The organism is Marinobacter sp. (assembly GCF_052094685.1).
In the GTDB taxonomy this organism is placed as follows: Bacteria; Pseudomonadota; Gammaproteobacteria; order Pseudomonadales; family Oleiphilaceae; genus Marinobacter.
The window spans coordinates 56,875-70,027 of the sequence record NZ_JBQDKB010000008.1; the positions used below are offsets into that span (position 1 = coordinate 56,875).

Consider the following 13,153-nt stretch of genomic DNA (forward strand, 5'->3'; position numbering starts at 1 on the left):
CCTACCGGCCCCCTCCATTATCATTGCCGTTTACACGCTTCGCAGTATGTGATTCAACGCACTGCGAAGCTTTATCGGTTTCACCGGTTTATTCATCAACACATAACCCAGCTCGCGGATATGCTGTTTCAGCTCGTTGGTGTAATTAGCTGTGATCATCACCACTGGCACAGGGCTGCGCCGGCAGCCATTAATAGCTGCAACTGTGTCTACGCCGTTTTCATCGTTATCCAAGTGGTAGTCTGCCAAGATCACATCCACTGAGCTCGTTGATGGGTCCAGTTGGCACTCCAGATCTGCCAACGAGACAGCCGTAACAACCTGACAACCCCAACCTTCCAGCACCACCTGCATGCCTTGACAAATAGCCGGGTCATTATCAATAACCCATATTCTGGCACCGCCTAAATCATGAGCCACGAGGGTACTGACATCCCGCTTTGGTGTTGCCATGCGAGGTATAAGCTTGCCCATAGGTACGCGAACACTAAAAACGGAACCCTTTCCTTCTACAGACGACACACTGACTTCATGATTCAACATCCGAGAGATTTTATCCACAATGGCCAGGCCCAAGCCCAGGCCTTTATCTACAGGGGAACCTATCGGGCGCACCCGTTTGAACTCCTGGAAAATCTCAGTCAGTTTGTCTTGTGGAATACCCGGGCCGGTATCCCATACCTGCAATAACACAGAATCTGCCTCCCGCCGACAACCGAGCATCACCCGACCCTGTCCTGTATAACGGATGGCGTTAGTCAGAAAATTACGAAGAATCCGTGCCAGTAATTGAGAATCCGATTCGACAATGACCGAACTGCCCACGAAGTCGAGTTGAAGCCCCTCAGCCATAGCCATTTGCCGGAATTCCCGGGCGATGTTATTGAGCAGATCCCGTAGATCAAATGCAGTCACATCCGGCATTATCACACCGGCATCCAGCTTGGAAATATCTACAAGCGTACCTAGTAAGCCTTCCACATCATCCAGTGACGTGCTAACTGAGCGCACCAAATCTTCCGCTCTGGGGCCAAACGATTGTTCCTGTAAGGCACTGGTAAACAATCTTGCGGCATTCAGGGGTTGCAGCAAATCGTGGCTAACGGCCGCCAAGAACTTGGTCTTGGACAGGTTCGCTCGCTCTGCCTCCAGTTTGGCGTCTCGCAAGCGCGCTTCCGCCGCATTACGTTCACCGATTTCTTCGCGCAACTGGCTGTTTAACTCAGTCAACGCCATAGTGCGCTCTTTAACCCGGCACTCAAGATCATCATAGGCCTGCTCTAGAGCCTCAGCGGTTTTACGCCGATCTGTAATGTCTCGAATCAGTACAAAAAAGCCAACAACTTCGCCCTGATCGCCGAAGTTAGGCACATAAGAGCGCAACATATAACGCGCTTGGCCTTGTTCTCCGAATTCTTCAAACTCAAACGTGACATTACGCCCCGTAAGTACCTCTAGGATCTGCGGCATTAACCGTTGATAGGTCTCGGGCGAATGGATATTAGCCAGGTTTTTACATAGAGGTGATTCACCATTACGACCGTACCAGGCAGCATAAACCTGGTTACAAAATTGGATATTCATGTCAGCACCCACATACGCAATCAAGGCGGGTACATGGTCGGTCACCACTCGAATCCAGCGCTCGCTTTCCTCCAGCGCAGCAATGCGCCGGGCCATCTCGCTGTTTTTTATGTCGGTAATATCTGAATAAAGCACAACCAGACCGCCCTCACGGGTGGGCCGCTCGGTCATCTGTACCCAGCGTTCGTTCGACAGCAAAAACACCTCACCCTCGGAATCCGGCTCGCTATGCTCTTCAACAATTAGCCCAGAGGCCAATGCCAGCCTTCGTACGTCGCCAATATGCGTTCCTGGAGATGGGATGGTTGCCCCCGCATGCCGCCAATAGCTACGAAAGCGGCTGTTGCTTTGAATCAATCGATGCTGATAATCAAAGAGCACAAAACCATCTGCAATACTCTCAATGGCATCACTCAGGCGTTGGCGAGAGGTTTCAGCTTCTTCTCGGGCGCGAGTGAGGGCTTTGTTACTGGCCTTCAACTCTTCCATGGTTTGGTTAAGGGCCTCGGTACGCTCGCGTACCTGTTCAGCCAGCACCACAGAATGCTCGAAGGCAGCATAGGGTTCCGGTTTATGGGCTGTGCCAGATTCCACCCGAACAATCAGCGCATCACGGATTTTTCGCAGGCGCTCATTCTCTGCTTCAAGTTCTGCAACTCGTTGCACCAAAGCCGCATCCGCTGCAGACGTATCTTTATCCAGAGCGGATGGCCGGTTTTCATCCGGAATAGGCATCAGGCTGGCCAATGACCACCCCCGTGAACGTCTGGTTGATATGCATTCCGTTGAACTGCTCACCGTAAGTATTAAAACCAACCACTTTATGATGGCGCAAAAAATCCGACACAGTGTCTAATTCACCAATAAGCTCTGCTTCCAGGCGCCGCAAAAAACAATCACAGCCAATCGTCACCAATGGCTTACCAACAATGCGTTCCGAGGTTTCAAGCTGATCGCGCACTGTATCCAACAGCGAGCCTGGCTTCATGGCGGTCATCACAATGCCTGTCTCCACGGCGCAGTAAAACGTCAGGCTTTTATCCGGATTAACGCGCTGAATCGAGCGAACGAAATAATGGCCGCCAATCTTCACGCCCAAAGGCCGCAACGCAAATACTTCCCTGCTCAGGGCATCCACCGTGGTGCCCACTGCGCGTGCATAGGCCTCTGCTGCGGGTTCTGCATTGAGCTCATAAACCGTTCGGCTGTCTGAGCAGGCGCCGGTAACAATCAGCTTTTCGCTACCCTCGGTCAGGTGATGGGTAGAAAAAACACGGAAATCCAACGGTGTGTTTACCAGCAATACCGTCGCTGCGCCGGCATGAAACTGGCCTTTATAAAAAACATGAGTGTCTGCCAAGTGCTCATCGTCACCGGCTGAACCACCAAACTGAGGAATACTGCCGAGCGCAGAATTTAACGTCGCCAGTACCAGTTCCTCTCTGCTCGACAAACCATCCAACAGCGTTATTGCGAACGTGTTGCCTTTAATGGGCGCCAGTTTTGCATTGCGACAGTTTAAGAGGAGGTGATCTATCACGCTCTGTGCATCCCGCAGGGTGAATCGATCCATCTCTCGAATCAGGGCACACTCTATGGCGAAATAACGACTGTCGAAACCGATGGCCGTGATACATCCGCGATCATATCCTTCGGGCGTAATTTCCCCCGCAGAAGTACAGCCTGATACACCAACGTTCGGAAACTCCTGCTCCAACGCCACGCCCAAACGAGCCAAATCATACTCGGCGGAGCAAAAAAACAGCACATACCCAAGATGTTGGTGTCGAAGCTGGCCCGCAAGATCTCTGGCAGCAGAAAACGGGTCGCGAATGCAGGAACTGGCAACCTGCACCGCTGGCAGAGTTGTTACTGGCTTCATAAATGCAGGTTCCACAGGAAAATAGCTTTCCCGTAATTTTACGGCATCCAAGTATCCCGCCAATGCGACTTCAGTGCTTTTGACAGGCGCCCCAAAGTTTCTGTAAGCCATTGATTAGTAGACTCCTTCCTAAACATCGAGGCGCGCAGCATTCCTGCTCATGACAAAACCAGTACTTTCGCACTATTAAGGCGTGATAATCGGGGTGGCACAAACACAGTCTGACCACCCTATAATTATCAGCTCTGCCAACTTCAGAAGGTCACAACAGCCCCTAATGCAACTGTGTCACTATCGGTGGTGGTGACGCCGGTAGTACGATTTTTGTCCTCATACATGCTGTACTCAGCCACCAGCTTGAAATTGCTGTTCACATCGTGAAAGAAGCCAATGGTGGTGTTTTCGGTTTCCAGATCAATAATTTCTGCATCGGTTTCACCGTAAGAAAGCACCACTCGGTTGGCACCGAAGGCATAAGAGCCCTGTAACAAGTACCCATCTGCATCGTCTTCCGTCACAGCGCCATTACTGATTAGCACAGGGTTGTTACCCTTAGACGTAAAGCCTGATGCCGCCAATACAAATCCAGCTACTGACCCTTTAAGACCATAACCCACGCCGGTGCTGTCAATGGTGGTAGCACCATTCTCCGCAGACTGATAACGACCGTTTACCCAGCCGGTTAGTGCCAAGTTGTTGAGATTAGTGCTGTAGGTGATCTCTGATTCAATCCGAGGCGTTGTATTCTCATCGTTCGCTCCCGTAACTGTATCCGCGGGATCCAAAGCGCCCACTGCAATTTTTAAACCGCCCATGTCCGGAGAACGATAGGTAATCTGGGCAGAAGGCGTTGGATACGGATAACCAGTGCGGATATTACCGAAGGAGACGCCGCCAGCGGCACCCGGAGAACCAAAGCCCATTAGGATTTCATCGAGGAAAATATTCGAGCGAGCATAGAGACCGAAGTCTTTACCAATCAGCACTTGGCCGAAACTTCCATCTACCGTGGCGTAGAACTGGCGAACATCAATGGCCGTATCGGTGGGTGAATCCAGACTGTCGTTAATGGTGGTCCAGAACGAGGAACGACCACCTAACGTCAGGTCACCGATCTCCTTACTGAAGTTAAAACCAATGGTATTGGGCAGGAAGCCCATTTTGATGCGGGAATCCCGGGTGTCCGACACGTCGTCGTCACGGTTTACGTAAAAAGCGTTGAAGTAGCCGTCTACCGAAAAAGACGTTCCATCCTTGTCATACAGTTCAACCGCCGCATTTGCTCCCATGCTTGTGCACATAGCAGATGCCAAGGCGATAGCCATGCCCGACTTTCTGAAATTTTTGTTGTTCATAATTCCCCCAGTTATTTTTGAAATTCTGGATCAGGCTGCCGACTTGGGCGACAGCCCCAGGCGTGGTATTGCGCCAGAACATCATATTGAGTTAACCGGGGAAGATGAGAAATCAGCCAAGGGGGCTGGTTTTGTGCTCATTTGGGAGGCAGGGGAAACGGAACTTTGGGAGTAAGACTTGTACTGAAAAAACGACATGCACAGCCCTGACAACATCAAAACAGGGCCATGCTTATTGGAGCACTACTTCCAATAATCGTTCGCAGCAGCAACGGTTTGGAAGTGAACAGCAATCACTTCAGAGACGTGTATTAACGCCTCGCCACTCTGGGCATATTTGTCCCGCTCACGAAACAGTACTTCTTTATCTGGCTGGGTTGTTTTAACACCCACACGTGACAGCTTAACAGCCAGTTCAAAACCTTCTTGGGGAGTGCTTGTTTGTAGCGTCGGCAGCCAGCTTTGCGCTTTCTCCATTGTCGTCTCAGCAGACAGCGGAGCTGCCAGCAACATAGTTGCCGCCAAAACAAGCATGTTTTTTTTCAAAGAATGCATTTTAGTTACCTCTCTATAGTTTTATTTTTCTTAGCTTTCGTCTTTGAAGAAGCTGGAAGCATTCAACAACCAATCCAACCACCTGGATCTCAGTCTACCCAACAAATATATAAACTAAATACCCTTTTATGACTAATTTTGCTGTTCTGTAGTGTTGGTCTTCGCACTGACTGCAGCCCCGATCTCCCTGAACACATACAACACCACCTACTTTCAGGCCCACTACTTTAGTGTCATCATTTGCAAGGATTACGACCGAAAAGGCGCATTGAGCCTTAGGGGCGGTCACTGGAAGTATGTAATTCATTAAACCAAGTTCATCAACCGATAAGGGGGGGGAGCCGTCCCTTAAGGCGAGTGCCATGAAAAACAACAAACCTATATTTTTCTATTTGAGTGGGCTAATGGCGTTACCCATCACTATGACGGCTTATGGCCAATCCGGCGCTGACATTACGGTTACGGCTCCGGTTATAGAGCGTGAGCTGTACCAAACGCCCGTATCCATCTCGATTGTTAGGCCTGAGTCCATCAAAAAGGGCCAACCCAAGCTGAAACTGGATGAAACCTTGAACCAGATCCCTGGCGTTTTTTTGCAGAACCAGGAGAACTTTGCCCAGGGTGAGCGTGTTGCTATACGCGGGTTTGGATCGCGGGCACCCTTTGGTGTTCGTGGTGTGACGGTTGTGGTTGATGGCATTCCCTATACGCTACCCGATGGCCAGGCCCAGCTGGACGCAATCGATCTGGACAGTGCCGAGCGCATAGAAGTGATTCGCGGCCCCGCCTCCGTTATGTACGGCAATGCCGCAGGCGGGGTTATCAGCGTGACCACAGCCGACGGGCGGAACAACCCCAACCAAACCTCCATTCGTGCTACCGGTGGCAGTAACAGCTTTGGCAAGCTCGCCCTCAGCAACAGCGGGAACAATGGCGACTGGTCACACAACGTAAGCTTTTCAGCCCTCAACTCCGAAGGCTATCGCGACCACGCGGAAGTCGAAAAATACCTATTCAACTCCAAGCTGCGCTGGGCCCTGGACAACGACCGCTCGCTGACGGCCATCATCAACCTACTGGATAACCCACGCTCACAAGACCCAGGCGCACTCACCGCCGAGCAGGTAGCTGAAGACAGATCCCAGGCGGGTCGCTTTACCGAAGAGTATGACTCTGGGCAAACCGTCGACCAGCAAGTGCTTGGCCTGCAATACCAGGACCTTTCCGCCGGCCCCGGCGAGTTCCGCGCAAAAACCTTCTACATGCGCCGCAACTTTGAGCAGCAACTTCCGTTCCCAGGCTCTAGCCGTATTGACTACAACCGAAACTATTTTGGGGCCAGTACCGATTACCGCCACTCTTTTAAAATCGCGGGGCTGCCTTTTCGTTATGTTGCGGGCCTAGCAGCACGGGAACAGCGCGATGACCGCATCCGCACAGAAATGAGTTTTGGTGGTGATCTGCAAGGGCTAACCGCCGACGAGCTGCAAACAGCAACCGCTTTAGGTGGTTTTGTTCAAGGTGACCTGAATTTTACTGACCAGTTAGCCTTGTCTATTGGCGGGCGATTCGACCGTGTTCGCATGAAGGTGACCGACGATTATTCTTCCGATGGCGACCAAAGCGGGGGTCGTACGTTCCGAGAATGGAGCGGTTCTGCAGGTCTAAGCTATCGTTACATGCCAACCCACCAAGCTTTCGCAAATATCAGTACCGCCTTTGAGACCCCAACCTTCTCTGAGTTTGCCAACCCAACTGGTATGGGCGGGCTTAATTCAGATACCCAACCGCAAAAATCCCTCAACCATGAGCTGGGGCTGCGCGGTGCACTGAACAACGGGATGGATTACGACCTCACATTGTTTTGGGTGGATGTTCGCGATGAATTAATTCCGTACGAGCTGCCCAGCACCGACGATCGAACCTACTACCGCAACGCGGGAGACACAACCCGCAAGGGTTTAGAAGCCTCTGCCGGTTGGTTGCTTAGCCAAAGCTGGCGCATTGAAACGGCCCTTACCCTGGCCGATTACACATTTGATGAATATCGCTCAGAGGGCAACAACTATGACGGCAACCGGCTACCAGGGTTGCCTGAAAAAGTGTGGTCCAACCGCCTGCAGTGGCTCGGGCTAGGTGGCACATTCGCCACGCTGGAGGCCCGCTATATCGGTGACATGGTCGCTGACGATGCCAACGATGTATACGTAGATGACTACTGGCTGGTAAACCTGCGTGGCGGCGACACCTTTTATGTAAACAGAAACCTTCTACTAAAAGGCTTTGCAGGCGTTCGTAACCTGAGCGACAGAGATCATTTCGCCAACGTGCGCATCAACGCCAGCAATGATCGCTACTTTGAGCCAGCAGCCGGGCGTACTTGGTATGCAGGGCTTGAGCTAATTTTCTGATTTGATACAGCGAATGAATAGGCGCTTAATGGGGGTCGGCTTCCAGAACCGCGAGGGATCCACCCCATGGATTACCGTACCTACCGCAACAAACTGCAATCCAAATTTCCCGAGCCCGTGCTGGCGTTCCATCCGGATGAATACGAGGCACGGCTCGCCTCGGTTCGTCAGAAAATGGCGGATGCCAAACTTGATCTGCTGCTGCTGACCGAAGCCGGCGAACTGTGTTATCTGACTGGATACAACACCTTCGAGGTCTCGGTTCAGTGCGTGCTACTGGTCTCCCCTGATCGAACCGTGCTGTTCGTGCCAGCCATCGAAGTTGGGCCTGCCGTATATCTAAGCCGTGTAGACGAGGTTATCGGCTATCCGTGGCAGTCTCCCGAAGCGGTCGCAAGCGAACTGGCTACACAGGTGCGCCGCACGGCAGGCAACTCGGCACCGCGAATCGGCTTCAACCCTTGGGCAGGTTCCCTCCGGCCGGGACTGCTTTTAACGCTCAAGAACACTTTGAACACAGCCACATTTATCAACTTCGGCGACCTAATCGACCGTGTTCGTTTGGTTAAATCACCCGCCGAAATGGTTTATCTTGCCGAAAGCGCCGCCATCACCGGTGCCGGTCTAGACGCGGCAGCTGCGGTGATGCGCGCGGGCGTGGTCGATCATGAAATTGCCCGGGCCGGTGCCAGTTCCATGCTTGGCGCAGGCAGCGAATTCATGAGCATGCAACCGATTGTGACGACTGGCGTGCGTAGCGGCATCATTCACACGAATCATGCGGGTTATAAGGTAGTGCGCGGCGATGCGGTGTTCACCGAATTCGGTGCGGTTCGCCGACGCTATACCGCGCCGATGATGCGTACCGCCGTGGTCGGCGAAGCCTCCGCCGAAATTCTTGAGTTTCATGGGATTTGTATTGAAGTGCTCGAAGCGGTGATGGCGGCCGCGCGAGCTGGTTCCAGCTTCGCCTCGGCAGCCCGCGCTGGTGAGGCCGCCCTGGCGCCCATTGTTGATCGTGCGTTTTTCTCAGGCGTGTTTGGCTATCCGGTTGGCGCGGCGTTTCCACCATCTTGGGTGGCCGGCTCGATGTTCATAACCACTGACAACGAGGCAGTTCTGGAACAAGATATGGTGTTCCACCTGCCAATTTGCCTGCGTAAACCGGGTGAGTTTGGTGTCGGCTTCAGTGAAACGGTGCGCATTACAGCGACAGGGGCTGAGCGAATCACCACTAATACGCTAAATCTCAAAGAGATTTTCTTATAAATTTCGCCTTAGCTCAGCAGTTGCTCTTTGGCTTCATTAACCCGGGCGGCCAGGTAGTTGCTCCCGCCATGATCCGGGTGTATCTTCTGCATCACCCGTCGATGGGCCTGAATGATTTCATCCCTACTGGCACCAGCCTCCAGCCCTAGAATATCTAAAGCCTCGCTGTCGGTTAGGGAGCTGCTGCTACCTGTACTTTCACGCTCACTGTTCCCCGAGCTTTCATCGTCAGCCGAGTCGTCAACGCGCCAAGAATCCCCGAAGCGCTTATCCAAATAGGATTCCAGGAGCCGGGCAGAATCCTCATCGTGCTCCCGGCAATACTGCAATAACTCGAGGAATTCACCCTCTTCCAGATCCGCCAGCGCCCGTCCGGCCATAGGGCCTTTCAATACCTCGCCGCTCATATCTCCCGAGTCGTGATCCAGAGTCATGTCTAGAATATCGCTGGAAACATGAGATTGGTTGCCCGATTTAGCCTCTGCTCCATCCCCTCCTGAGCCAGGCATACGCCCCGCCAGCAAAGAGGGCAACACACGTCGCAACACGGGAAACAGGAACACCAGCAGGGCAAGCAAGACCTGAACGCGACCGGTAACGGCTAATAGAACAACTATTAGGATTCCGGCAATCAACGCCAGTTTGAGAATAGCCGGTTTTCGCTGGCCCGGCGGTTGGCTGCGTAGCCAGACCCCCGCAACAATCGCCATGGCGACTACCAAAAACGTTAGTGGCACTCGGTTACTCCGGGCCGATTGGCCGACCGGTTGATTGGGTTAAGCGCTACTTGAGCTGTTGGGTTAAACGCTTAACTGCTGGGGAACTGCGGCTGGAATAGTCTTGCAGAGCCTTGGCTCCCCCGGAAGCATAGACCGCAACAGCGGCCATAAGATCCTTAAGCACCTGAGGGCTGTTGCGATCAAAAGGTGCGTAGGCGCCCCCAGACAATTTGCTCACCTGCTGGAACACCGCCTTGGCATGTGCATCGGCGCCTTCATGGAACATGAATACTGGGGTTCGCAACATGCCCAACTCCCCAGCAATATGGCAGAGCTTATCCACCGGCTCCTCACAACAATCCCCAATGAACACTACAGCCTTGACGGCCTTTTCCCGGGTTGCTTTTCTTGCATGCGCCAACACTTTACTAATCTGGGTTTGCCCGCCCAAGCAGGAAACACCATTCATCAGGTTAAGCAGCTGGCTGGTCTCGGTAACAAAACCCGTGGCCTTGAATTCCCGAAACCCGCGGTAATAGCAAAGCTGAATCGCCAGGCCACCTAAATCCTTGGTCGCCATAAAAAGCTCACTCTGCAAGTGGCAAGCTTGATCCCAAGTAGCCTCCCGGCTGGCCGTGGCATCTAGGGCGAATATCAGCCGACCCTGTTCACCTCTGTGTTTGGGCAGCTTGCGAACCTGGTGGATAAACTGGTCGATGGACTGCTTATCGGATTTGGTACGGAGCTCTTTATCGGACATAGGCCTTTGCAAACCGCCTCGCACTGACAGTGTATTGTTTCAAGCTTAGGGGAAAGACTTTGCAATTCACAGACCCGAAGGAGCGATACCTCCGGGTCATAGGGCCGTTACAAATTTGCCAGAGCGTCTGCAATGGGCGTGTCACCAGAGATCACTTCAAAAATCTGGTTAACAGTGGTGTCGGCATCCAGCACCGCCAGCAAAACACGGCCAACATCCTGTCGTGAAATTTTACCGACATTCTCATGCCTCGCACTGACCGCAACCTTCCCCGTACCCTCGTCATTAGTCAGCTGACCCGGGCGAACAATGGTGTAATTCAGGCCGCTTTTTTTCAGATGCTCATCGGCGTTGTGTTTGGCTTTCAAATAATGCTGGAGCTTTTCAGGTCCATTTTCAGGCTCCTCCGCCCCCATACTGCTCACGATGATAAAGTGTTTTATTCCGTTTTCTTTGGCCGTATCGATCAAGCGGATAGCGCCGTCCTGATCCACATCTGTGGTTTTATCCGGCCCGGTGTGAGGGCCGGAGCCCGCGGCGAAGATGACCACATCGCAGCCCTTCATGGCCTCACTACAATCTTGCTCCAGATCTCCCACTACGGTTTCTGTAGCACCCAGCTGTTGCAATTCCGGCCCCTGCTCGGGGTGTCGAATCATGGCCCGCGCCTCGTGATCGCTGTCTGCCATTTCCCGCAAAAGGTGTTGCCCTATTTGTCCGTTGGCGCCTGCAATAAGCACATGCATGGTGCATCTCCTGATTGGCTATTTCCGATGGGTATAGTCTATAGGTCAGTGCGCCCTACGATGAATTCAACCCATGCCCTCCCGCTTTGCATGGAATAGTGCCGAAGCGGCTGCAACCTGACCACAAGCTAGCATCGCAGCACCGGGTTTCAGGGCCATAACTCCGCTAAAAATGCGAGGAGGATAGCATTGACCATTCTCGCGCCTTTGTGCATTCTTTCGAATGCGTTACGGCCTTACCCCCCCTGAGTTCAAGGAAAATTACAATGAAAAAAATCGCTTTGAATACGCTTACGCTCGGCATTTCCCTGGCATTAGCCAGCACGGCTTTTGCATCCGATTTTACCGACATGGACCCAGTGACTCTGCGCTTGGCGCACGTGGTCAACGAGCAAGATGGCTTTCATATTGCCGCCGTCAAATTTCAGGAACTGGTGGCAGAGCGCACAGAAGGTGCGGTGAGCATTGAGCTTTATCCCAACGCTTCTCTGGGCGACGAGCGCACTCTTCTGGAAGGCATGCAGATCGGCACGGTTGATATGGGCGTGATCACTAACGGCCCTGTGGCGAACTTTGTTGGGGAAATGGCTGTTTTCGAGCTGCCGTTTTTGTTTCCTTCACCACAAGCCGCTTACGGTGTGCTCGACGGCCCCATTGGCCAGGAACTGCTCGACAAGCTTTCCGAGGTTAACCTGAAAGGCCTGGCCTATGCCGAGCGCGGCTTTCGTAACCTGACCAACAGCGAACGCGAGGTCAACACGCCAGAAGACCTGGATGGCCTGCGCATTCGCGTGATGGAAAACCCAGTGTATGTGGATACGTTCCGCGAATTAGGTGCCAATGCCATTCCGATGGCGTGGACAGAAGCTTTGACCGCCATGCAGCAGGGCACCATTGACGGCCAAGAAAACCCGGTCAACGTCATCCACTCGTTCAAGCTAAACGAAACTCAGGATTACATGTCCCTTTCGCGGCATACCTATGCCCCGGCCATCTTCGTGATGGGCATGCCGGTTTGGAACAAACTGCCGGAAGCGGCTCAGGAAGTACTGGCAGATGCCGCCCAAGAGGCTGCCGAGCATGAGCGTAAAATAAACGCCGAGATGGAATCCGGACAACTGGCCGATCTGCGCGAAGCGGGCATGAAAATCAATGACAACCCTGATATAGCCGCATTCCAATCCGCTGTAGCGCCGATCTATGAGAAGTACGGCGAGCAGTTCGGTGATTACCTCCCACGCATTCAGGAGGCGCTCAAGTAAGTGCCCACCACAACTCACCCGCTGTTAAAACCGTTAAAGCACATTGAGCGCGGGCTGGATGCGATCATCCAGCCTGTGGTCTTTGCAGCCATGGCGGCACTGATTGGGGTAATCACCCTGCAGGTTGTCTCCCGAGTGCTATTCAGCGCGGTCGGTTGGACCGAAGAAGTGGCCCGCTTCTTGCTGGTGTGGATCACGTTTTTGGCGGCTACTCTGGCCTTTCAGCGTGGCCGGCATATCGCCGTAACCTTTGCCGTAGACGCCCTACCCGGGCGTTTTAAGCAAGTTTCACGCATTGTGGCAACTCTGTCTGTTATCGCATTTATGGTGGCGCTGGTGGTAATCGGCTATCGCTACATGCAAGTTCAGAGCTTTCAAAAATCTGCCTCATTGCGGCTCTCCATGACCTACGTTTACGCGGTGATTCCGCTTAGCGCAGCGATAATGGCTTGGTATGCCTTGGTCGACTTTTTAGCACTTCTGCTAGGCGGCGAAGACCTTGTGGAGCCCGGCCAATGACGGCGTTACTATTCGGGCTATTTTTCCTACTCATGTTGCTAGCAGCCTGTCGGACTTAACCAAGCAGTATCGACATGAGATAATCGGGGCA

The 13,153-nt window shown here is 52.9% G+C and carries 12 protein-coding genes; 5 read left to right on the top strand and 7 right to left on the bottom strand.

The window, feature by feature from the left end; genetic code table 11:
• Positions 1-30 precede the first annotated feature (30 nt).
• The 3 genes from ACTH3S_RS03205 to ACTH3S_RS03215 all read right to left on the bottom strand — a co-directional run bounded on the left by ACTH3S_RS03205 (position 31) and on the right by ACTH3S_RS03215 (position 4,821).
• On the bottom strand, positions 31-2,319 hold the full coding sequence (locus ACTH3S_RS03205; RefSeq protein WP_441807587.1) for a NahK/ErcS family hybrid sensor histidine kinase/response regulator: 2,289 nt from the start codon (positions 2,317-2,319) through the stop codon (positions 31-33).
• Entirely contained in the window at positions 2,303-3,466 is a 1,164-nt protein-coding gene (gene nosP, locus ACTH3S_RS03210) for a nitric oxide-sensing protein NosP (protein WP_441807588.1), read from the bottom strand. Before nosP ends, ACTH3S_RS03205 begins: the two co-directional genes overlap by 17 nt.
• A 254-nt stretch (positions 3,467-3,720) precedes the next feature.
• Positions 3,721-4,821 (bottom strand): porin, encoded by a 1,101-nt coding sequence (locus ACTH3S_RS03215; RefSeq protein ID WP_441807573.1) that lies wholly within the window; start codon positions 4,819-4,821, stop codon positions 3,721-3,723.
• On the opposite strand from ACTH3S_RS03215, the gene ACTH3S_RS03220 reads away from it, so the two are divergent.
• Positions 4,790-4,996 carry a hypothetical protein gene (locus ACTH3S_RS03220; protein WP_441807589.1) on the top strand — a complete coding sequence of 69 codons (207 nt, stop codon included), beginning with the start codon at positions 4,790-4,792 and terminating at the stop codon, positions 4,994-4,996. The genes ACTH3S_RS03215 and ACTH3S_RS03220 overlap by 32 nt on opposite strands.
• 68 nt (positions 4,997-5,064) lie before the next feature.
• On the opposite strand, the gene ACTH3S_RS03225 is transcribed toward ACTH3S_RS03220, so the two are convergent.
• Positions 5,065-5,367 (bottom strand): hexameric tyrosine-coordinated heme protein, encoded by a 303-nt coding sequence (locus tag ACTH3S_RS03225; protein WP_441807574.1) that lies wholly within the window; start codon positions 5,365-5,367, stop codon positions 5,065-5,067.
• Positions 5,368-5,738: 371 nt separating this feature from the next.
• Here ACTH3S_RS03225 and ACTH3S_RS03230 point away from each other — a divergent pair, with 371 nt between their 5' ends.
• Together ACTH3S_RS03230 and ACTH3S_RS03235 are read left to right on the top strand one after the other, a co-directional pair.
• Positions 5,739-7,787 (top strand): TonB-dependent receptor family protein, encoded by a 2,049-nt coding sequence (locus ACTH3S_RS03230; RefSeq protein WP_441807575.1) that lies wholly within the window; start codon positions 5,739-5,741, stop codon positions 7,785-7,787.
• Between the two features lie 66 nt (positions 7,788-7,853).
• On the top strand, positions 7,854-9,056 hold the full coding sequence (locus ACTH3S_RS03235; RefSeq protein ID WP_441807576.1) for a M24 family metallopeptidase: 1,203 nt from the start codon (positions 7,854-7,856) through the stop codon (positions 9,054-9,056).
• An 8-nt stretch (positions 9,057-9,064) separates the two neighbouring features.
• Here the strand turns inward: ACTH3S_RS03235 and ACTH3S_RS03240 are convergent, their stop codons facing one another.
• From ACTH3S_RS03240 to ACTH3S_RS03250, 3 genes are all read right to left on the bottom strand, one after another.
• Positions 9,065-9,793 (bottom strand): molecular chaperone DnaJ, encoded by a 729-nt coding sequence (locus ACTH3S_RS03240; RefSeq protein WP_441807577.1) that lies wholly within the window; start codon positions 9,791-9,793, stop codon positions 9,065-9,067.
• Between the two features lie 46 nt (positions 9,794-9,839).
• Complete coding sequence (locus ACTH3S_RS03245; protein WP_441807578.1) at positions 9,840-10,535, bottom strand: VWA domain-containing protein; 696 nt, start codon at positions 10,533-10,535, stop codon at positions 9,840-9,842.
• 107 nt (positions 10,536-10,642) lie between these two features.
• On the bottom strand, positions 10,643-11,281 hold the full coding sequence (locus ACTH3S_RS03250; RefSeq protein WP_441807579.1) for an SDR family oxidoreductase: 639 nt from the start codon (positions 11,279-11,281) through the stop codon (positions 10,643-10,645).
• Between the two features lie 266 nt (positions 11,282-11,547).
• Here ACTH3S_RS03250 and ACTH3S_RS03255 point away from each other — a divergent pair, with 266 nt between their 5' ends.
• Together ACTH3S_RS03255 and ACTH3S_RS03260 are read left to right on the top strand one after the other, a co-directional pair.
• Positions 11,548-12,543: a TRAP transporter substrate-binding protein gene (locus tag ACTH3S_RS03255; protein WP_441807580.1), complete on the top strand. Its 996-nt coding sequence runs from the start codon at positions 11,548-11,550 to the stop codon at positions 12,541-12,543.
• On the top strand, positions 12,544-13,062 hold the full coding sequence (locus tag ACTH3S_RS03260) for a TRAP transporter small permease (RefSeq protein ID WP_441807581.1): 519 nt from the start codon (positions 12,544-12,546) through the stop codon (positions 13,060-13,062).
• Positions 13,063-13,153 lie beyond the last annotated feature (91 nt).